This is a genomic window from Nocardiopsis sp. NPDC101807 (genome assembly GCF_044766605.1).
Lineage (GTDB): Bacteria > Actinomycetota > Actinomycetes > Streptosporangiales > Streptosporangiaceae > Nocardiopsis > Nocardiopsis tropica.
Genome location: NZ_JBIWMK010000007.1, coordinates 197,509 through 217,616, shown reverse-complemented (window position 1 = coordinate 217,616; position 20,108 = coordinate 197,509). Strand labels below are relative to the sequence as shown.

Here is a 20,108-nt window from a genome sequence, read left to right as displayed (position 1 = left end):
CCGGCGGACGGGCGGGACCGCGCCCGTGCCCGACGGGCCGACGACCCCCGGCGGCGCGGACCCCGGCGGGTCGTGACCCGCCGCCGCACACCGGAGCGACACCCCGCGCCGCCGGCGCGGCACGAACGAACGGAGAGCACCCAGTGACTCGCACACCCCAGGCCGCCGCAGAGGACGCCGCCGCGGAGCTGCGCTCGCGCACCGGCGTCGACGAGTACGACGTCGCCCTGGTCATGGGATCGGGGTGGGCGCCCGCCGCCGACCTGCTCGGCGACTCGGGGCACGAGCTGGCCGCCTCCGACCTGCCGGGCTTCCGGCCCCCCGCGGTGGAGGGGCACAGCGGTACGATCCGCAGCATCCGCGACGGCGGCCGCAGCGTGCTCGCCTTCCTGGGCCGCACCCACCTGTACGAGGGCCACGGCACGGACGCGGTCGTGCACGGCGTGCGCACGGCCGTGGCCGCCGGGGCCCGGACCGTCGTCCTGACCAACGCCGCGGGCGGCATCAACCCCGCCTACGCCGTGGGCTCCCCGGTGCTGATCGCCGACCACCTCAACATGACCGCGAGGTCGCCGCTCACCGGCGCCTCCTTCGTGGACCTCACCGAGACCTACACCCCGGCCCTGCGCGAACTCGCCCGCCGGGTGGCCCCGGACCTGCCCGAGGGCGTCTACGCGGCCATGCCCGGCCCGCACTTCGAGACCCCCGCCGAGATCCGCATGCTCCGCGCCATGGGGGCCGACCTGGTCGGCATGTCCACCGTCCTGGAGGCCATCGCCGCCCGCGAGGCGGGCGCCCAGGTCCTCGGCCTGTCGCTCGTCACCAACATCGCCGCCGGGCTGGAGGGCGCCAACCTCGACCACGAGGACGTGCTCGCCACGGGCCGGGAGTCCGCGGGAGCCGTCGGCCGCCTGCTCGCCGACATCGTCGCCGAGCTCTGAGGGAACGGGACCGATGACCGCCGACACCGCCGCCCTCGCCCGGGAATGGCTCGCCCAGGACCCCGACCCCGCCACCCGCGAGGAGCTGCGGGGGCTGCTGGAGCGCGCGGACAGGGGCGAGGCCGCCGCCCTGGCCGGCCTCGCCGACCGCTTCGGCGCACGCCTGGAGTTCGGGACCGCCGGCCTGCGCGGGGCCCTGGGGGCGGGCCCCAACAGGATGAACCGCGTGGTGGTGATGCGGGCCGCGGCCGGCGTCGCCGCCTGGCTGCGGGGCCGGGGCGGGGCCGGCGCCCACGTGGTCGTCGGCTACGACGCCCGGCACCGGTCGGCGGACTTCGCCCGCGACAGCGCCGCCGTGCTCACCGGGGCCGGGCACCGGGTGTCCCTGATGCCCGGGCCGCTGCCCACCCCCGTGCTGGCGTTCGCCGTCCGGGACCTGGGCGCGGACGCCGGGATCATGGTGACCGCGAGCCACAACCCGCCGCAGGACAACGGCTACAAGGTGTACGCCGGCGGGACGGGGGACGACGCGGGGGCCCAGATCGTCTCCCCGGTGGACACCGAGATCTCCGCCGCCATCGACGCCGCGGGACCGGTCGGCGACCTCCCCCTGGGGGAGGGGTGGACGGTGCTGGGGGAGGAGGCCGTGGACCGCTACCTGGCGGCGGTCACCGCGCTCGTCCCCCGGCGCGGGCGCGCGCTGGCCACCACCTACACCGCCATGCACGGGGTGGGCGGCAGGGTGCTCCTCGCCGCGATGGAGCGGGCCGGGTTCGCCCGCCCGTCCGTGGTCCCGGAGCAGTTCGACCCGGACCCCGACTTCCCGACCGTGGAGTTCCCCAACCCCGAGGAACCCGGTGCGATGGACCTGGCGACGGCGGCCGGCGCGGCCGACGGCGCCGACCTGGTCATCGCCAACGACCCGGACGCCGACCGGCTCGCGCTCGCCGTCCCCGGGCACGGCCTGCTCACCGGCAACGAGGTCGGGGGGCTGCTCGCCGAGTACGTGCTGGACCACACCTCCGGGCCGGACCGCGTGGTGGCCACCTCGATCGTCTCGTCCAGCCTGCTGGGCAAGATCGCCGCCGACCGGGGCGTGCACTACGAGGAGACGCTGACCGGCTTCAAGTGGCTGGCCCGCGCGGGGGGTCCCGGGCAGCGGCGGGTCTTCGCCTTCGAGGAGGCCCTCGGCTACTGCGTGGGAGGGGACGGGGGCCGCCCTGTCGCCGACAAGGACGGGGTGGGCGCGGCCCTGGTGGCGGCGGCGCTCGCGGACGACGCGAAGAGGAGCGGCAGGTCCCTGGTCGACCTGCTCGACGACCAGGCCCGCCGGTACGGACTGCACCTGAGCGACCAGCTCTCGGTGCGGGTGGACGACCTGTCGGTCATCTCCGCGGCGATGCGGCGGCTGCGCGCCGAACCGCCCGCCGCGTTCGGCCCCCTCGCGGTCGCGGGGGTCGACGACTTCGCCGGCGGACACGCGGGACTGCCGCCGACGGACGCACTGCGCTTCCGGCTGGAGGGCGCGGCGTGGGGACGCGTGACGTTGCGGCCCTCGGGGACCGAGCCCAAGCTGAAGGCGTACGCCGAGGTGGTGCTGGAGGTGGGGGACGACGTCGCGGCCATCCGCGCGCGTGGCTCGGAGATGCTCGCCGAGCTGATGGCCTCGGTCGCCGGGGCTGTCAGGGGATGAGGGGCCTCACTCGCCGTCCGAGGGTTCCACGACCGGCCGGTGCACGACCTCGTCGATGACGGTGAGCGTCTGGGTGGACGTCACACCGGGAAGCGACTGCAGGCGGGTCAGGATGAGGTCGCGCAGCTGGTTGGTGTTGGCCACGCGGACGAGGAGGACGATGTCCGCCGAACCGACCACGTACCAGCAGTACTCGATCTCGGGGTACGAGGACAGGATCTCCCTGTTGGCCCGCCAGTCCGGCTGGCTGCCCGAGATGAGGACGAGCGCGGTGACGCCGAGCCCCATCTTGGAGTGGTCGGTCACCACGGAGTACCCGCGGATGACGCCCTCGTCGGTGAGCCGTTTGATGCGGTTGTAGGCCGTGGCTCGGGAGACGTTGGCCAGGGCGGCGATCTCGGTGATGCCTGTTCGCGCGTCCTTGGCGAGGGCGCTCAGGATCGTCTGGTCGGTCGTGTCCGGCCGCCGGCCGTTCCTGCGCTGGTCGCCCATGGCCATGTGGGTCTCCTCGTGTGCTCTTGTTCTCAGGATGGAGCCCCTTCCCTCTTCGTGGACCGGGGCTAACGAACTACCAGGTAAACGTTGTTTGCGTCCATCGGAGTCTCAGTCGGCGAGATGGGGTCCGGATGGGTGTCCGACCGGTCACCGGGAGGTGGCGTACGGGGAGGGCGGGGGCGGGGGCGCCGTCTTCCGGAGATCCGGCGGGCGGGGCGCGGTGTCGGAGGGGAGTCCGACTGTACCCATGGTCGACGCGGGCGGAGGGCGGCGGGTTTCCCCGACCGGCGGGTCACCGCGCCGGCGTGTCCGGGCCGTGACGGAAGTTCTTGCGCGGCGGCCGTTTTCGGCCTCATGTGTCGTGTCGTGGGGGGCGTTCCCTGGCTCGGTGGTCGGGCTGCTCCGAACGTACGCGCTCGGCGTCGAACACGCACCCCTGGTAGCCAACCGCGATGGTTCCGTGATGATAGGCCCTACCTCCGACGGAACCGAGAGGTTTTCGGGTGATGCCCTGGGGTTCGTGAGGGTTGGTGACAGTAAGCGCTGTATAGGTCACCGTGTCGTTTTCGCAGGTGAACCAGGTCTTATGTTAGACATGCGAGGACTCATGGGTGGTCTTCGTTCTCTTTTGTTTCAACTATTCCTGGATATCTAGCGCAAGTGTCGAGTTGTCCGGAGAATCGCCGTAGAGGACAGACACCACCCGGTCCGGACGCGCCACCACGCGCGGCGGGCCACGTTGGGAGCCGCTCGACATGCCCGCCCGCCGCTCACCATCGCCCCGGAACCCGCTCCGGGGGAAGCACGGGGACACCCCCCTCGACGGAGGCACTGTGCGCCCAGTCCCGCCCGCCCACGCATCGGACGCCCCCGGGTCCATCAGCGTGGACCACCTCCCCCCGGACCTCACCCGCGCCCTGTACCAGGACATGCGGACGGCGCGCGACCTCGACGCCGAGGCGGTCGCCCTCCAGCGCCAGGGCGTGTTCCCCGCCTACGTGTCCGTGCGGGGCCAGGAGGCCGCCCAGGTCGCGAGCGCCACGGCGCTCGACCCCGAACGCGACTTCGTCTTCCCGACCTACCGCGAGATGGCCTCCGCGCTGGCCTACGGCGTGGACATGGTCGGCTACATGGCGAGCCACCGCGCCCTGTGGCACGGCGGCCTCTACGACGTCATGGCCTCCCGGTTCGGCGCGGTCAACGCCGTGGTCGGCGGGCCCGTCCCCCACGCCGTCGGCTGGGCCGTGGGGGAGCGGCTGCGCGGCGGCGAGGGGGTGGCCCTCTCCTACTTCGGCGACGGCGCCAGCTCCGAGGGCGACGTCCACGAGGCGATGAACTTCGCCGGCGTCTTCGGGGCGCCCGTCGTGTTCTTCTGCCAGAACAACCGGTGGGCGCTGTCGGTGCCCAACGAGCGCCAGGTCGCCGGCGGCTCCGTCGCCGCACGGGCGGAGGGCTACGGCATGCCCGGACTCGTCGTCGACGGCAACGACGCGGGAGCCGTGTACGAGGCCACCGCCGAGGCGGTCGCCCGCGCCCGCTCCGGCGGGGGGCCGACCCTCGTCGAGGCGCTCACCTACCGGGTGGAACCGCACTCCACCTCCGACGACCCCGGCCGCTACCGGGAGGACGCCGAGGCGGAGCACTGGCGTGTGCACCGCGACCCCCTCGCCCTGCTGCGCGCGGCCCTCCTCGCGGCCGGGCACGCCGACGAGGCCGACCTCGCCGAGGCCGACGCCGAGGCCGCCGGGCGCGCGGAGGAGATCCGCGACGGCGTGGCCGGGGCGCCGGAGCCCCACGGCTCCGAGCTCTTCGCCCACGTCTTCCGGGAGACCACCGAGGAACTGACCCGTCAGCACCGCACCTGGCAGGAAGAGGTCGAGCTGTGACCGAGCTGATCGAACGGACCGGAGCCGCCCCCGACGCAGCCGGCGCCCCGCCCGTCGAGCTGTCCATGCAGCAGGCCGTCAACCGCGCCCTGCGCACCCTGCTCGCCGAGGACCCGGACGTCCTCGTCTTCGGCGAGGACGTCGGCGCCCTCGGCGGGGTCTTCCGCGTCACCGACGGGCTCCAGCGGGAGTTCGGCGACAAGCGCGTCTTCGACACCCCCCTGGCCGAGTCCGCCATCATGGGGATGGCGGTGGGACTGGCGATGAACGGCTGGCGGCCCGTGCCCGAGCTCCAGTTCGACGGCTTCGCCTATCCGGCGATCGACCAGATCGTGAACCAGGTGGCGCGCATGAACTACCGGACGCGCGGATCGGCGCCGATGCCGATCACGCTCCGCCTGCCCTCCTTCGGCGGCATCCAGGCGCCCGAGCACCACGGGGAGAGCCTGGAGGCGCTCTTCGCGCACACCCCCGGGCTCAAGGTCGTCGCGCCCTCCGACCCGGCCGAGGCCTACACCCTGCTCCTGCAGTCGGTGCGCTCCGACGACCCCGTCGTCTTCATGGAGCCCAAGGCCCGCTACTGGGACCGCAGGCCCGTCCGGCTGCGCGAGCCCAGCGACCCCATCGGCACGAGCCGGGTGGTGCGCGAGGGCGGCCACGCCACCCTCGTCGCCTGGGGCGCCATGGTGCACAAGTGCCTCCAGGTGGCCGAACTGGCCGCCGAGGACGGGGTGGACCTGGAGGTTCTGGACCTGCGCTGGCTCAAGCCCGTCGACACCGCGGGGCTCGCCGCGTCGGTGTCGCGCACCGGGCGCGCCGTGGTCGTGCACGAGGCGCCGCTGACCGCCGGGCTCGGGGCGGAGGTCGCCGCGCTCGTCACCGAGAACTGCTTCCGCGACCTGTCCGCGCCCGTCCAGCGCGTCACCGGGTTCGACGTGCCCTACCCGGCCGGGCCCCTGGAGGGGCAGTACCTGCCGACCATCGACCGCATCCTGCTCGCGGTCCAACGGACCCTGGAGTACTAGACAGACCATGGCAGAAGAGAGCATCACCTTCACCCTCCCCGACCTGGGAGAGGGACTCGTCGAGGCGACGGTCCTGGAGTGGCAGGTCGCCGTCGGCGACGTCGTGGCGCGCAACGCCCCCCTGGTGGAGGTGGAGACCACCAAGTCGGCCGTCGTCATCCCCTCGCCCCAGGCGGGCCGGATCGCCGAACTGCACGCCGCGGAGGACCAGGCCGTCCCGGTGGGCGACCCCCTGGTGACCTTCGCGGTGGAGGCCGCCGACGAGGCGCCCCGGGCGGGCATCGTCGGCCGGGTCCCGCAGGAGGAGGCCCGGCCCGCCCGCCGGGTGCGCCTGAAGCCCCCGACGGCCTGACCCGCCGCTGCCGTGCCGGCCGGGCCGCCGGGGCCGTTGGGAGGTCCGTACGAACGGCGGCCCCCTCCGGGGGGCGCCGTTGAGAGGAATATCCGACAGGGCTTCGGGCGGCCCGGCAACTTCTTCGGAATTTAATGGAGTGGGGTTTCATGTCCGCAAAACTCACCGGCGACGTGACAATGCGCTATGTGGATTTGCCTCCGCAGGCCCCGGCGGATGCGGTGCCGGTTCTTCTGCTGCACGGTTTCGGCACCGATTTCGACATGAATTGGCGTGCCACCGGGTGGACCAGGGCCCTGGAGTCCGCGGGGCTACGGGTGATCGGTCCGGATCTGCGCGGGCACGGCTCCAGCGACAAACCCGTGGAAGAGGCTTTCTACCTGCCCGAACACTTTGTCGCGGATCTCGTTCGCCTGCTCGACGAGTTGGGCGTGGAGAGGGTCGACGTGGTCGGCTACTCGATGGGTTCCCGTCTGGGGTGGGAACTGGCGCTGACCATGCCGGAACGGGTGAGGCGCGTGGTCCTGGGCGGTTTCGGACCGGTTAACGCCTTCGCCGGGACCGACCTGTCCGACCCCGGTTCCGGGGACTCCGGGTTCGACCGCGTCTACCGCACGGTCGCGGCCCTCCCCGGCAACGACACCGCGGCGCTCGCGGCGTGCGCGCGCGGTCAGGCCTCCCGCCCCTTCAGCGCCGACCCGCTGCTGAACGGCGTTCCGCTCCTGCTCGTCTCGGGGGAGAGGGACGCCCTCGCCGAGGGCGCCGAGGGGCTCGCCGGGCGCTGCGGCGGCGTGCACGTGGAGGTTCCCGGGCGCGACCACGGCAACGCCGTGTCCTCCCGCGCCTTCCGGCAGGCGGCCGTGGACTTCCTCCTCGCCTGAGGCGGTGCACACCGGTCTAGACCGGCCCGTTCCCACGTGCTGGTGTGACAACGCGTGAACGTCGGGAAGCAACGTGTAGTAATGCCCGCCGGGTCCGGGGAACGGGAGGTCAAAACCCGGAGCACAAACCCTGCCGACCGCTTCCGGCGCGCGTTCGGTGAGTTCCGGGTGATCCCCCGTTTCACTACGCTCTCGCCTTCATAACAACTCCGCCTGTTGGTTAGGTGTACTTTCGGCCACCGGATATTGTCCGACCGCAGAACTCAGTTCGGTCGTACGGAATGTGGGCCGCTGAGAGGGCGAAGGGGAGAGTTACCAGTGAAGCGCAGCAACGCAGTCAAGTTCGCCGCGGTGGCGGCGGCGGGTGTGCTGGCCCTCACCGCGTGCGACAGTGCAGCGGAGGAGGCCGACGGTTCCGGCGAGGGCGGCGGGGGTGACTCGGCCGACGTGCGCGTCGGCCTGGCCTACGACGTCGGCGGCCGCGGCGACCGCTCGTTCAACGACTCCGCCTACCGCGGCCTCGAACAGGCCGCCGAGGAGCTCGGCGTCGAGACCCAGGACTTCGAGCCCTCCGACGGAGAGGCCGACTCCGCCAAGGAGGAGCGCCTGGCGACCATGGCCGACGAGGGCTACGACCTCGTCATCGCCGTCGGGTTCGCCTATGACGGGGCCGTCCGGGCCGTCGCGCCCGAGTACCCCGACGTGCACTTCGCCATCGTGGACTCCGAGATCGAGGACATCGACAACGTCACCAGCCTGGTCTTCGCCGAGGAGCAGGCCTCCTTCCTGGCCGGCGCCGCCGCCGCGCTGACCTCCGAGGAGGACCACGTCGGCTTCGTGGGCGGCGTCGAGACCCCGCTGATCCACAAGTTCGAGGCCGGCTACGTCGCGGGCGCCGAGCACGTCACCGAGGACATCACCGTCGAGGTCGACTACCTCAGCCAGCCGCCGGACTTCAGCGGCTTCAGCGACCCGGCCAAGGGCCGCGAGCTGGCCCAGGCCCAGTACGACCGCGGCGCGGACGTGATCTACCACGCCGCCGGCGCCTCCGGCAACGGCGTCCTGGAGTCCGCGGTGGAGAACGACTTCACCTTCATCGGCGTGGACAGCGACCAGTACGAGAACGCCGAGGACAACCAGAAGCCGTACGTGCTCACCTCCGCCATCAAGCAGGTGGACGTCGCCGTGTTCGAGCTCATCAGCAGCACGGTGGAGGGCACCCCCGAGGGCGGCATCCAGCGCTTCGAGCTGGCCGACGGCGGCGTGGACTACACCACCTCCAACGAGGAGGCGATCAGCCCGATCCAGGAGGAGCTGGACGCGATCAAGCAGCAGATCATCGACGGCGAGATCGAGGTCCCGACCGCGCCGTAGGCCGCGCCCTCCGGGCGTGTCCCGCGGATACCGCCGCTCGCGTAGCAGGATGGGTGTCCATGGGCCGCGCCCCGCGCGGAGCCGCCGCGGGCGGGACCCGCTGCGGCCGCATCCACGGGCGGTACCGGACACGGGGAGTCCCCGGGTCCGGTACCGCCCCGGTTGCCGTTCGGCGACGGCGACGTCCGCGGGGAGCCCCCGGCCCGCGGTCCGCGCCACGCCGCAAGTTCACGAGGAGTCAGATGAGCAGCACGCCACCGGGCAACGGGGCCCTGGCGCCCCCCGCCGTTGAGCTGCGCGGGATCACCAAGCGTTTTCCCGGGGTCGTGGCCAACCACGACATCGACATCACCGTGGCCCCGGGCACCGTGCACGCCATCGTCGGCGAGAACGGTGCCGGGAAGTCCACGCTGATGAAGACCCTGTACGGCATGCACAGGCCGGACGAGGGACAGATCTACGTCAGGGGCGCGGAGGTGCGGCTCAACTCGCCCTCCGACGCCATCAGGCACGGCATCGGCATGGTGCACCAGCACTTCATGCTCGCCGACAACCTGACCGTGCTGGAGAACGTGGTGCTCGGCGCCGAACGCCGCTTCGGCATCGGCAACCGCGCCCGCGCGCACATCAGGGAGCTCTCCTCCCAGTACGGGCTCGGGGTCGACCCCGACCGGCTCATGGAGGACCTGGGCGTCGGAGAGCGCCAGCGCGTGGAGATCCTCAAGGTGCTCTACCGGGGCGCCGAGACGATCATCCTCGACGAGCCGACCGCGGTCCTGGTCCCCCAGGAGGTCGACGAGCTGTTCGACAACCTGCGCGAGCTCAAGCGCGAGGGCCTCACCGTCATCTTCATCTCGCACAAGCTGGACGAGGTGCTCTCCGTCGCCGACGAGATCACCGTGATCCGGCGCGGCACCACCGTGGCCACGGCCGACCCGGGCACCACCACCGCCCGGGAACTGGCCACGCTGATGGTGGGCGGCGAGCTGCCCGTGCCCGAGCTGCGCGAGTCGACCGTCACCGACAACGTCGTCCTGTCCCTGGACGGGGTCACCGTCAGCGCCTCCGACGGCCGCTCCGTCGTCGACGGCGTCACCGCGGACATCCGCGAGGGGGAGATCGTCGGCATCGCCGGCGTCGAGGGCAACGGCCAGTCGGAGCTCATCGAGGCCATCATGGGCATGCGCCCCCTGGCCTCGGGGCGCATCCTCCTGGGCGGGGAGGACATCACGGCCTGGCCCACGCTGCGCATCCGCGAGGCGGGGGTCGGCTACATCCCCGAGGACCGCCACCGGCACGGCGTGCTGCTGGAGTCCTCCCTGTGGGAGAACCGGATCCTCGGACACCAGACCAAGGCGCCCAGCGTTCGCGGACCCTGGATCGACAGGGCCGGGGCGCGCGCCGACTCCGAGCGCATCGTCGCCGAGTACGACGTGCGCACCCCCAACATCGACGTGATCGCCGACGCCCTGTCCGGCGGCAACCAGCAGAAGTTCATCATCGGCCGGGAGATGAGCGGATCCCCGCGCTTCCTGGTGGCCGCCCACCCCACCCGGGGCGTTGACGTGGGGGCCCAGGCCGCCATCTGGGAGCAGCTGCGCGACGCCCGCGCGGCCGGCCTGGCGGTGCTGCTGGTCTCCGCCGACCTGGACGAGCTGATCGGCATGTCCGACACCCTCCACGTGATCCTGCGCGGCCGCCTGGTCGCGCAGGCCGACCCGACCACCGTCACACCCGAACAGCTGGGCTCCGCCATGACCGGGGCCGGGCTGGCGGTGGGCGGGAGCACAGAAGGTGACAGCGGTGCTGACGGTACCGACCGAAACGGGAACGAGGGCGGATCATGAGTAGGATTCCCCGCCCCGACACGACCCTGCCCGCCCCGGCCGCGGCGGCCGCCGCCGTCGTCCTCGGCGTCGGGGTCACCGCCGCCCTCGATCTCGCGCTGCTGTGGTGGGCCGCGCTGATCATCGGCGTCGCGGCGGCCTTCGCGTTCGTGGCCTGGTCCGGGCCGATGGTCCCGGCCGAGCGCCGGGCCGGGGCCGACGGCACGAAGGAGCAGGGCACCACGCTCCACACGACCCTGGTCGTGCCGACCGCGCTGGTGCTGGCGGTGGTCTCCGGCCTGCTGTCCGCCTGGTTCCTGGACCTGTCCCTGATCGAGCCGGTCGCCGCCGCGCTGGGCGCGCTCGTCGGCTCGCTCCTGGCGTTCACGCTGTTCCACCGGCTCTCCGCCATGCTCGCGCTGTCCTTCGCCGCGGTCCTCGCCGCCGGGGTCATCGCGATCGGTGTCACGGCGGCCGTGCTGTACTTCAGCGGCATCTCGCCGCTGCCCACCTTCGCGCGGATGATCGAGTACGGCACCAGGCCCAACAGCCTGGTCAAGATCATCAACGACGGCACCACCTACTACCTGGCCGCCGTCGCCGTGGCGATCGGCTTCAAGATGAAGCTGTTCAACATCGGCGTGGACGGGCAGTACCGGCTGGCGGCCCTGCTCGCCGCCGCCGTCGGCGGCCACGTCATCCTGCCCCCGGTGCTCAGCCAGATCGTCGTCATCGCCACGGCCGTCGCCGTCGGCGGCGCGTGGGCGGGCATCGCCGGGTACCTCAAGGTGGCCCGGGGCGTCTCCGAGGTGATCTCCACGATCATGCTCAACGCCATCGCCACCGGCATCACCGCCTACCTGCTCAGCACCGACCGCCTCGCGGTGGAGATCAGCACCAACAACATCGGCACCCCGCCGATGCCCGAGTCCTCGTGGGTGCCCGGCATCCCGGCGGGCTTCCTCGGCTCCGAGCAGGAGATCTTCGGCTTCGTCCTCCTCGCGGTCGCCGTGGGCATCGGCTACTGGGTGATGCTCAACCGCACCCGCTTCGGGTTCGAGCTGCGGGCCACCGGCCAGTCGCAGTCGGCCGCCGAGGCCAGCGGCGTCAACGTCAAGAAGATGGTGTTCCTGTCCATGCTCTTCTCGGGCATGGTCGCCGGGCTGGTCGGCCTGCCCCAGCTGCTGGGCAGCTCGCACTACTACGCCCTGGACTTCCCGACCGGCATCGGCTTCATCGGCATCGCCATCGCGCTGCTGGGCCGCAACCACCCGGTCGGCATCGTCTTCGCCGCCCTCTTCTGGTCGTTCCTGAACCAGGCGGCGGGCATCCTGCCCTTCGACGGGATCCCCCAGGAGATCGCGGTCATCTCCCAGGCCACCATCGTGCTCACCGTCGTCGTGGTCTACGAGGTCGTGCACCGCTGGGGCCGCCGCTACCAGCAGCAGCAGATCGGCAACCAGCTCGGCGCCACCGCCGAGTCCACCACTGAACCCGCGCAGGCCGTGCCCTCCGGCACGGCGCCCGAGGACGGGTCCGCCGACGGCGGGGGCGACACGGCCCCCGGCTCCGACGGCAAGCGCGGCGGGGAGGCCCAGTGAGCCAGGAACTCAACGTGATGGAACCGGTCGCGGCGCCGCCCAGGCCGGGAGGCTGGTCGCGCTGGCGCTTCCTCACCCTGTTCGGCGCGGTGCTGGTGTCCCTGGCGGGGCTGCGCGTCATCACCGGCCAGGACATGCTCACCGACGCCGGCACCATCCGCACGACCATCACCTTCGCGGTGCCCATCGGCCTGGCGGCCCTGGGCGGCCTGTGGGCCGAGCGCGCGGGCATCATCAACATCGGCCTCGAAGGCATGATGATCCTGGGCACCTGGTTCGGCGCCTACTTCGCCTGGTCGACCGACAACCCGTGGATGGGGCTGCTGGCCGGCGTCCTGGCCGGCATGGCCGGGGGCCTGCTGCACGCCGTGGCGACGGTCACCTTCGCGGTCGACCACATCGTGTCCGGCGTGGCCATCAACATCCTCATGCTCGGCGCGATGCGCTACCTGTCGATCCTGGTCTACTCCGACGTGCCCGGCGCGGGAGCCGCGCAGTCGCCGACCACGCCGCCGTTCCCGGTGTGGAACCTCCCGTTCGTCGCCGACGCCCTCGCGCCGGTGGCGGGCAGCGGGATCTTCGTGGTCAGCGACCTGGCGTCGCTGGTGATCGGCCTGACCACCCGCATGTCGGCCCTGACGTTCATCGCGATCATGATGATCCCGGTGACCTACCTGGTGCTGTGGCGGACCACCTTCGGCCTGCGGCTGCGCTCGGTGGGCGAGAACCCCGACGCCGCCGAGTCCCTCGGCGTGCCGGTGTACAGCCTCAAGTACGTCGCCGTGGTCATCTCCGGCGGGCTCGCCGGCATGGGCGGGGTGTTCCTGGCCATCGTGGCGTCGCAGATCTACCAGGAGGGGCAGACCGGGGGCCGCGGCTACATCGGGCTGGCCGCCATGATCTTCGGCAACTGGCGCCCGGGCGGCCTCGCCATGGGCGCGGGCCTGTTCGGCTACACCGACGCCCTCCAGATCCGCGGCGGCGGTGCGGCGATCCACGCCCTGCTGCTGCTCCTGGCGGTGGCGCTGCTCGCGGTGGCGGTCTGGCAGGTGCGCAAGGACCGCAAGGGCCTGGCGGTCGCCGCCGTGCTCACCGGCGTCCTGCTGCTGGTCTGGTACCTCTCGACCGACTCCCTGCCGCGGGAGCTGGCCACCTACAGCCCGCACATCGCGACGCTCCTGGTGCTCTCGCTGGCCTCCCAGAGGCTCCGGCCCCCCGCCGGGGTCGGCAAGCAGTGGAGGGCGAGCCGGTCATGAGCCACACACCGACGGCCGGTCCGCCCGGCGCGGACGCGGTGGACTGGGAGGCGCTGCGGGCCGCCGCCCGCGAGGCCATGTCGCACGCCTACGCGCCCTACTCGAACTACCCGGTGGGTGCGGCGGCCCTGGTCGACGACGGCCGGGTGGTCAGCGGCTGCAACGTGGAGAACGCCTCGTACGGCGTCGGCCTGTGCGCCGAGTGCGGGCTCGTCAGCGCCCTGCACGCCTCCGGGGGAGGGCGCCTGACGGCGTTCGCCTGCGTGGACGGGCGGGGCGGCGTCCTCATGCCGTGCGGCCGCTGCCGGCAGCTCCTGTTCGAGCACGGCGGGCCGCACATGCTCGTGGACACCCCGGAGGGGATCCTGTCCATGGACCGGATCCTGCCGCAGGCCTTCGGTCCGGACAACCTCGCATAGCCGGCGCCCTCCGTCTCCCCGGTCCCCGCCCGCCCGGCGGCGGCCGGGGAGACCCGTGTGCCGCCGAAGTTCCCGCCACGTGAAAGGAACAGACATGGACGTCATCGAGATCATCCGGGCCAAGCGCGACGGGGGAGAGCTCACCCCCGGGCAGATCGACTGGGTGATCGACGCCTACACGCGGGGGGCGGTGGCCGAGGAGCAGATGTCGGCGCTGGCCATGGCGGTCTTCCTGCGCGGGATGAACCGTGCCGAGGTCGGCCGGTGGACCGAGGCGATGCTCGCGTCCGGGGACCGGCTGGACTTCTCCGGCCTGGACCGGCCCACCACCGACAAGCACTCCACCGGCGGGGTCGGCGACAAGATCACCCTGCCGCTCACCCCGACCGTCGCCGCGTGCGGGGCCGCCGTGCCGCAGCTGTCCGGGCGCGGGCTCGGCCACACCGGCGGCACGCTGGACAAGCTGGAGTCGATCCCCGGGTGGCGCGCGTCGCTGACCGCGCAGGAGATGCGCGGCGTGCTGGAGGCCACGGGCGGCGTGATCTGTGCCGCGGGGACCGGCCTGGCCCCCGCCGACCGCAAGCTGTACGCGCTGCGCGACGTCACCGGGACGGTCGAGTCGATCCCGCTCATCGCCGCCTCCATCATGAGCAAGAAGCTCGCCGAGGGCACCGGGGCGCTCGTCCTCGACGTCAAGGTGGGATCGGGCGCGTTCATGAAGGACGCCGGGTCCGCCCGCGAGCTGGCCCGCACCATGGTGGACATCGGCAACGACCACGGGGTCCGCACCGTCGCGCTGCTCACCGACATGGAGGCGCCGCTGGGGCGCCAGGTCGGCAACGCCCTGGAGGTCGCCGAGGCGGTGGAGGTGCTCTCCGGCGGCGGCCCCGCCGACGTCGTGGAGCTGACCGTGGCCCTGGCCCGGGAGATGCTGGCCGCGGCCGGCCTCGCCCCCGGTGGGGACGGCGTCAAGGATCCGGCCGAGGCCCTGCGGGACGGGAGCGCCCTGGCGTCGTGGAAACGGCTGATCCGGGCGCAGGGGGGAGACCCGGACGCACCCCTGCCGGTGGCCGCCCACCGGCGCGCGGTGCTCGCCCCGGCGTCGGGGACCGTCACCCGTCTGGACGCCTACCGGGTCGGGCTGGCCGCGTGGCGGCTGGGCGCGGGGAGGGCACGCAAGGAGGACGCCGTGTCCTTCGGGGCGGGGGTGACGCTGCACGCCAAACCGGGGGAGCGGGTGCAGGCGGGGGAGCCCCTGTTCACCCTGCACGCGGACGAGGAGGAGCGGTTCGAGCGGGCGGCGCAGGCCCTGGAGGGCGCGTTCGGGATCGACCCGGACGGGCGCCACGAGCCCGCACCGCTGGTCATCGACCGCATCGCCTGAGCCCGGGCCGGGCGGGGGCCGCCGCTGTCGGCGCGCACGCCGGAACCCCGTGGCCGCGCCGGGCCCGTGCGCGTCCGAGCGGGGCGGGGGCGAACGGGGCCGGGGCGGGGCCCGAGGGGGTTCCGGCCGCCGGCCTCCGTCCCCCCGGGCCCCGCCCCGGAACCTCCCACGGGTCGGCGGTCACTCCATCACGGGCGGCATCATCGGGGCCGCCTCGGGGATGAGCAGGTAGGACACGGCGGCGACGGCCACGAACAGGAGTCCGGTGACGAGCGCGGCCGCGGACACCCAGCGCCCCCACGGCCGGGTCCTCGCGTCGGCGAGGACCAGGGCGAGCGCGGACACCACCACGGTGAGCAGTGCCACGGCGCCGCCGAGCACGATCTGCGTGCGGATCTGCGTGATCTGGTCCGCGCCGATGGGCTGGCCGCCGACGAGGAGCATGCTGGTGAGGATCTCCAGCAGCTGGCCGGAGAACAGGGTCACGGCGAGGAGCACGAGACCGACGATGCCGAAGGTCTCCGTCGAGAACACCCCGGAGGCCGCCGGCGCGTGCGGCGCCGCGGTCACCGCGGCGGCCTCGGCCTCGGCCTCCCTCGTGTCGGCGGCCTCACCGGTCGGTGCGCCCGGGTCGGACGGGTGGGCCGCCCCGGAGCCGGGCACTTCCGGCGCGACCCCGGGCTCGAACGTCGGCTTCGGGGCCTCGTTCGGGGTGAGGGGGTTGCGGTCGGGGCTGTCGTTGTCTCCTGGTGCGGTACTCACGCGGCCAACGTACCCGCTGGTCACCGTAAGAGGGGCCTAAGGGACGGCCCGGCCGTGTCGCGCCCGGGGCCGCCGTCGGCCCCTCCCGCCCGGGGCCGCGGGTTCCCCGCCGTAGGCGCGGCGGGCCCGCCCCGGGCGGGGCCGTGCCGGACGCCTGCCCGTCGGCGGCGCGGCCGGGGGCTCAGGACCCGGAGGGCAGGCCGGCGAAGGTCAGCACGGAGACGATCAGCATCAGGCTGCCCACGACGACGGTGGCGGCCGCGCACCAGCGGCTCCACGCCCGGGTGGCGGCGCCGCCGCGGAACAGGGCCACGGCCGCGGCGAGGACGGACAGGGCGCTCAGACCGCCCGCGACGGCGACCTCGGCCGAGAGCACGGCCGCCTGCTGGGAGCTGTGCGAGGGGGCCGCGCCGCTGAGGAAGAACCAGCTGAAGAGCTCGAACAGCCGGGTGTGCAGGGTGGCGAGGGCGAACATCAGCAGGCCGATGACGCTGAAGGTCTCGGCGGCGAAGAGTCCGCCCGGGACGGGCGGCGGGCCGACGGGGGTCCCTTCGAGGAAGGCGCTGCCCGCGCCGGTGTCGCCGGCGGTCCTCGTGTCCTCGGCCGCCGCGTCGGGGGTCTCGTCGTTGGGGTTCGTGTCTTCAGGGGAGGTACTCACCGCGCCAAACTACCCCGCGCGCGTGCCCGCTCCCCCGGCCTGCAACCCACCCTCCGTGGCCGGTTCCGGCCACGCCGTGACAGAGGTCCCGCCCGGGAAAAACAAGCAGCCATGCTTGTTTTTCGGTGTGCCCGGTGTCACCCTCGTGTCCATGACCGCTACGTCCCCCCTGCGGGTCGCGAACGCCTCCGGCTTCTACGGGGACCGCTTCGCCGCCGTCCGCGAGATGCTCACGGGCGGCCCGGTGGACGTCCTCACCGGCGACTACCTGGCCGAACTCACCATGGCCATCCTCGGCCGCGACCAGCTCGCCGACCCGGACCGCGGTTACGCCAGGACCTTCCTCGGCCAGATGCGGGACTGCCTGACCCTGATCACGGAACGCCGCGTCAGGGTGGTCACCAACGCCGGCGGCCTCAACCCCCGCGGACTGGCCGACAGGCTCACCGAGCTCGCCGACGGGCTCGGCCTCGACCCCCGCATCGCCTGCGTCACGGGCGACGACCTCCTCCACCGGGCGGAGGAGCTCGACCTCGGCAGCCCCCTGACCGCCAACGCCTACCTGGGCGCCTTCGGCATCGCCGCCTGCCTGGACGCCGGGGCCGACATCGTCGTCACCGGCCGGGTCACCGACGCCTCCCTGGCCGTCGGGCCGGCCGTCTCCCACTTCGGGTGGACCCCGGACGACCTCGACGCGCTCGCCGGGGCCACGGTCGCCGGGCACGTCATCGAGTGCGGGGCCCAGGCCACCGGCGGGAACTACGCGCACGCGGCAGCCCTCCTCCGCGAGGGGCACGACCTGGACCGCCCCGGCTTCCCGATCGCCGAGATCGGCGCCGACGGCAGCGCGGTCGTCACCAAGCACCCCGGCACCGGGGGAGCGGTCACCACCGGGACCGTCACCGCCCAGCTCGTCTACGAGATCGCGGGCGCCCGCTACCCCGGGCCCGACGTCACCACGCGCCTGGACACCGTCCGGCTCACCCAGGAGGGCCCCGACCGGGTCCGGATCAGCGGCACGCGCGGCGAGCACCCGCCCCCCGAGCTCAAGGTGGGGCTGACCGGCCTCACCGGGTTCCGCAACGACGTCGAGTTCCTGATCACCGGTCTGGAAGCCGAGGGCAAGGCGGCGCTCGCCGAACGGCAGATGCGCGCCGCGCTCGCCCACGGCCGCCCCGAGGAGCTGCGCTTCGAGTTCGTTCCCGCCGAGGACCCGCACGGGCCCACCCAGGACGCCGCCACCGCGCGGCTGCGGGTGACCGCGCGCGACCACGACGCGTCCAGGGTCGGCAGGGCCTTCGGGGCGGCCGCCGTCGAGCTGGCCCTGGCCGGGTACGCCGGGTTCCACCTCACCTCGCCGCCGCGCGACGCGCGCCCGGACGGCGTCGCCGCCACGCAGGCGCTCGTCCCCGCCGGCGAGGTGGAGCACACCGCCATCCTCCCCGACGGGGCCCGGGTGACCGTCGCCCCCGCCCCCCGGACCCGGCGGTTGGCCGCCGTCCCCGAGCCTCCGCTCCCCCCGCCCCTCGCGGAGGGGGCGCTGCGCGAGGCGCCGCTCGGCCTGGTCCTGGGGGCGCGCAGCGGGGACAAGGGCGCCGACGCCAACCTCGGCGTGTGGGCGGCCGACGACGACGCCTGGCGCTGGCTCGCTCACACCCTCACCGTCCCCCTGCTGCGCGAGCTGCTGCCCGAGACCGCCGGCCTCGCGGTCACCCGCCACCTGCTGCCCCACCTGCGCGCGGCCAACTTCTGGATCGAGGGCGTGCTCGCCCCCGGCAGCGCCCGGCGCGAGGGCCCGGACCCGCAGGCCAAGGGCCTGGGGGAGTGGCTGCGGGCGCGCAGGACCCTGATCCCCGAGAAGCTCCTCCCGGAGGTGGCACGGCAGTGAACGCCCCGACCCCCGCCCTCCCCGGGCCCCGTCGGGCGCACCGCCCCCCGCCGGGGAGGGGACGGCCGTGAGCGTCCTGGGAACCCGGCTCGACCCCGCCTCTCCCGCGTTCGCCGAGGCCCGCGACGCCATGCTCGCCAAGCTCGCCGAGATCGGCGCCGAACACGCCAAGGCCCTGGCCGGGGGCGGGGAGAAGTACGTCGAACGCCACCGCGCCCGGGGCAAGCTGCTGCCCCGGGAGCGGATCGAGCTCCTCCTGGACGAGGGCAGCCCCTTCCTGGAGCTGTCCCCCCTGGCCGCCTGGGGGAGCGACTTCCACGTCGGCGCGAGTGTCGTCACCGGCGTCGGGGTGGTCTCCGGCGTCGAGTGCGTCGTCGTCGCCAACGACCCCACCGTCCGCGGCGGCTCCAGCAACCCGTGGACGCTGCGGAAGTCGGCGCGGGCCGCCGAGATCGCCGAGCAGAACCGCATGCCGATGATCAGCCTGGTCGAGTCCGGCGGCGCCGACCTGCCCACGCAGAAGGAGATCTTCGTCCCCGGCGGGCGGACCTTCCGCGACCTGACACGCCTCTCCGCGGCCGGGATCCCCACCGTCGCCCTGGTGTTCGGCAACTCCACCGCCGGCGGCGCCTACGTCCCCGGCATGAGCGACCACGTGGTCATGGTCCGCGACCGCGCCAAGGTGTTCCTCGGCGGCCCGCCGCTCGTCAAGGCGGCCACCGGCGAGGACAGCGACGACGAGTCCCTGGGCGGGGCCCGCATGCACGCCGAGGTCTCCGGACTCGCCGACCACCTCGCCGAGGACGAGCACGACGCCCTGCGCCTCGGACGGAGGATCGTCGCCCGGCTCAACCACCGCAAACAGGGGCCCGCCCCGCGAGGGGCCGCGGCGGAGCCCCTCCACCCCGCCGAGGACCTGCTCGGCGTCATGCCGCCCGACCTCAAGGTGCCGGTCGACCCGCGCGAGGTCGTCGCCCGGATCGTGGACGGATCGGAGTTCGACGAGTTCAAGCCCGCCTACGGCAGCGGGCTCGTCACCGGGTGGGCCGAGCTGCACGGCTACCCCGTCGGCGTCCTCGCCAACGACAACGGCGTGCTCTTCAGCGCCGAGGCGCAGAAGGCCGCCCAGTTCATCCAGCTGGCCAACCGTGCCGACACCCCGCTCGTGTTCCTGCACAACACCACCGGCTACATGGTCGGCCGCGAGTACGAGCGGGGCGGCATCATCAAGCACGGCTCCATGATGATCAACGCCGTCTCCAACAGCACCGTGCCCCACTTCTCGGTGCTCATCGGCGCCTCCTACGGCGCGGGCCACTACGGGATGTGCGGCAGGGCCTACGACCCCCGGTTCCTGTTCGCCTGGCCCAGCGCGCGCTCCGCCGTCATGGGGCCCAGGCAGCTCGCCGAGGTCCTGTCCACCGTCGCCCGCCAGGCCGCGGCGGCCCGGGGGCGGCCCTACGACGAGGAGCAGGACGCCGCCGTCCGCGAGATGGTCGAGAACCAGATCGAGGCCGAGTCGCTCCCCCTGTTCCTTTCCGGCCGGGTCTACGACGACGGGGTCATCGACCCCCGGGACACGCGCACCGTCCTGGGCCTGTGCCTGTCCCACGCCCACAACGCGCCCGTGCGCGGCGCCGACCGCTTCGGCGTCTTCCGGATGTGAG

General features: G+C 73.4%; 17 protein-coding genes. 14 read left to right on the top strand and 3 right to left on the bottom strand.

Annotated features, from left to right (window positions below):
* Positions 1 to 143: 143 nt before the first annotated feature.
* Together ACIRPH_RS22290 and ACIRPH_RS22285 are read left to right on the top strand one after the other, a co-directional pair.
* On the top strand, positions 144 to 941 hold the full coding sequence (locus tag ACIRPH_RS22290) for a purine-nucleoside phosphorylase (protein WP_402917226.1): 798 nt from the start codon (positions 144 to 146) through the stop codon (positions 939 to 941).
* A gap of 13 nt (positions 942 to 954) precedes the next feature.
* The gene (locus ACIRPH_RS22285) at positions 955 to 2,634 is read left to right on the top strand and encodes a phospho-sugar mutase (RefSeq protein WP_402917224.1); all 1,680 of its coding nucleotides are present in this window, start codon (positions 955 to 957) and stop codon (positions 2,632 to 2,634) included.
* A 6-nt stretch (positions 2,635 to 2,640) separates the two neighbouring features.
* Here ACIRPH_RS22285 and ACIRPH_RS22280 read toward each other — a convergent pair whose 3' ends face one another.
* Complete coding sequence (locus ACIRPH_RS22280) at positions 2,641 to 3,132, bottom strand: Lrp/AsnC family transcriptional regulator (RefSeq protein WP_267948797.1); 492 nt, start codon at positions 3,130 to 3,132, stop codon at positions 2,641 to 2,643.
* Positions 3,133 to 4,058: 926 nt separating this feature from the next.
* Here ACIRPH_RS22280 and ACIRPH_RS22275 point away from each other — a divergent pair.
* The 10 genes from ACIRPH_RS22275 (at position 4,059) to ACIRPH_RS22230 (ending at position 15,133) form a co-directional block, all read left to right on the top strand.
* Positions 4,059 to 5,015: a thiamine pyrophosphate-dependent enzyme gene (locus ACIRPH_RS22275; RefSeq protein ID WP_402917806.1), complete on the top strand. Its 957-nt coding sequence runs from the start codon at positions 4,059 to 4,061 to the stop codon at positions 5,013 to 5,015.
* The gene (locus tag ACIRPH_RS22270; RefSeq protein ID WP_402917222.1) at positions 5,012 to 6,040 is read left to right on the top strand and encodes an alpha-ketoacid dehydrogenase subunit beta; all 1,029 of its coding nucleotides are present in this window, start codon (positions 5,012 to 5,014) and stop codon (positions 6,038 to 6,040) included. Before ACIRPH_RS22275 ends, ACIRPH_RS22270 begins: the two co-directional genes overlap by 4 nt.
* 7 nt (positions 6,041 to 6,047) lie before the next feature.
* Positions 6,048 to 6,392, top strand: a complete 345-nt coding sequence (locus ACIRPH_RS22265; protein WP_402917220.1) for a biotin/lipoyl-containing protein — start codon at positions 6,048 to 6,050, stop codon at positions 6,390 to 6,392.
* 149 nt (positions 6,393 to 6,541) lie between these two features.
* Positions 6,542 to 7,273, top strand: coding sequence for an alpha/beta fold hydrolase (locus tag ACIRPH_RS22260; protein ID WP_402917218.1), 732 nt, complete (start codon positions 6,542 to 6,544; stop codon positions 7,271 to 7,273).
* A gap of 318 nt (positions 7,274 to 7,591) precedes the next feature.
* Positions 7,592 to 8,647, top strand: coding sequence for a BMP family protein (locus ACIRPH_RS22255; RefSeq protein ID WP_402917216.1), 1,056 nt, complete (start codon positions 7,592 to 7,594; stop codon positions 8,645 to 8,647).
* A 242-nt stretch (positions 8,648 to 8,889) separates the two neighbouring features.
* A complete protein-coding gene (locus ACIRPH_RS22250) occupies positions 8,890 to 10,494 on the top strand; it encodes an ABC transporter ATP-binding protein (protein WP_402917214.1) in 1,605 nt (534 codons plus the stop codon).
* Positions 10,491 to 12,074 (top strand): ABC transporter permease, encoded by a 1,584-nt coding sequence (locus ACIRPH_RS22245; protein WP_402917212.1) that lies wholly within the window; start codon positions 10,491 to 10,493, stop codon positions 12,072 to 12,074. Before ACIRPH_RS22250 ends, ACIRPH_RS22245 begins: the two co-directional genes overlap by 4 nt.
* Positions 12,071 to 13,330, top strand: a complete 1,260-nt coding sequence (locus tag ACIRPH_RS22240; protein WP_402917210.1) for an ABC transporter permease — start codon at positions 12,071 to 12,073, stop codon at positions 13,328 to 13,330. Before ACIRPH_RS22245 ends, ACIRPH_RS22240 begins: the two co-directional genes overlap by 4 nt.
* Positions 13,309 to 13,749, top strand: coding sequence for a cytidine deaminase (locus tag ACIRPH_RS22235; protein ID WP_402917208.1), 441 nt, complete (start codon positions 13,309 to 13,311; stop codon positions 13,747 to 13,749). The genes ACIRPH_RS22240 and ACIRPH_RS22235 overlap by 22 nt, the downstream gene beginning before the upstream one ends.
* A 94-nt stretch (positions 13,750 to 13,843) precedes the next feature.
* Positions 13,844 to 15,133, top strand: coding sequence for a thymidine phosphorylase (locus tag ACIRPH_RS22230; protein WP_402917206.1), 1,290 nt, complete (start codon positions 13,844 to 13,846; stop codon positions 15,131 to 15,133).
* A 180-nt stretch (positions 15,134 to 15,313) separates the two neighbouring features.
* Here ACIRPH_RS22230 and ACIRPH_RS22225 read toward each other — a convergent pair whose 3' ends face one another.
* Both ACIRPH_RS22225 and ACIRPH_RS22220 read right to left on the bottom strand, forming a co-directional pair.
* Positions 15,314 to 15,895, bottom strand: a complete 582-nt coding sequence (locus ACIRPH_RS22225) for a hypothetical protein (protein WP_402917204.1) — start codon at positions 15,893 to 15,895, stop codon at positions 15,314 to 15,316.
* Between the two features lie 181 nt (positions 15,896 to 16,076).
* Positions 16,077 to 16,553, bottom strand: a complete 477-nt coding sequence (locus ACIRPH_RS22220; protein ID WP_402917202.1) for a hypothetical protein — start codon at positions 16,551 to 16,553, stop codon at positions 16,077 to 16,079.
* A 151-nt stretch (positions 16,554 to 16,704) separates the two neighbouring features.
* Between ACIRPH_RS22220 and ACIRPH_RS22215 the strand changes: the two genes are divergently transcribed.
* A complete protein-coding gene (locus ACIRPH_RS22215; RefSeq protein WP_402917200.1) occupies positions 16,705 to 18,441 on the top strand; it encodes an acyclic terpene utilization AtuA family protein in 1,737 nt (578 codons plus the stop codon).
* A gap of 67 nt (positions 18,442 to 18,508) precedes the next feature.
* Positions 18,509 to 20,107, top strand: a complete 1,599-nt coding sequence (locus ACIRPH_RS22210) for an acyl-CoA carboxylase subunit beta (protein ID WP_402917198.1) — start codon at positions 18,509 to 18,511, stop codon at positions 20,105 to 20,107.
* The last annotated feature ends 1 nt before the right edge of the window (position 20,108 follow it).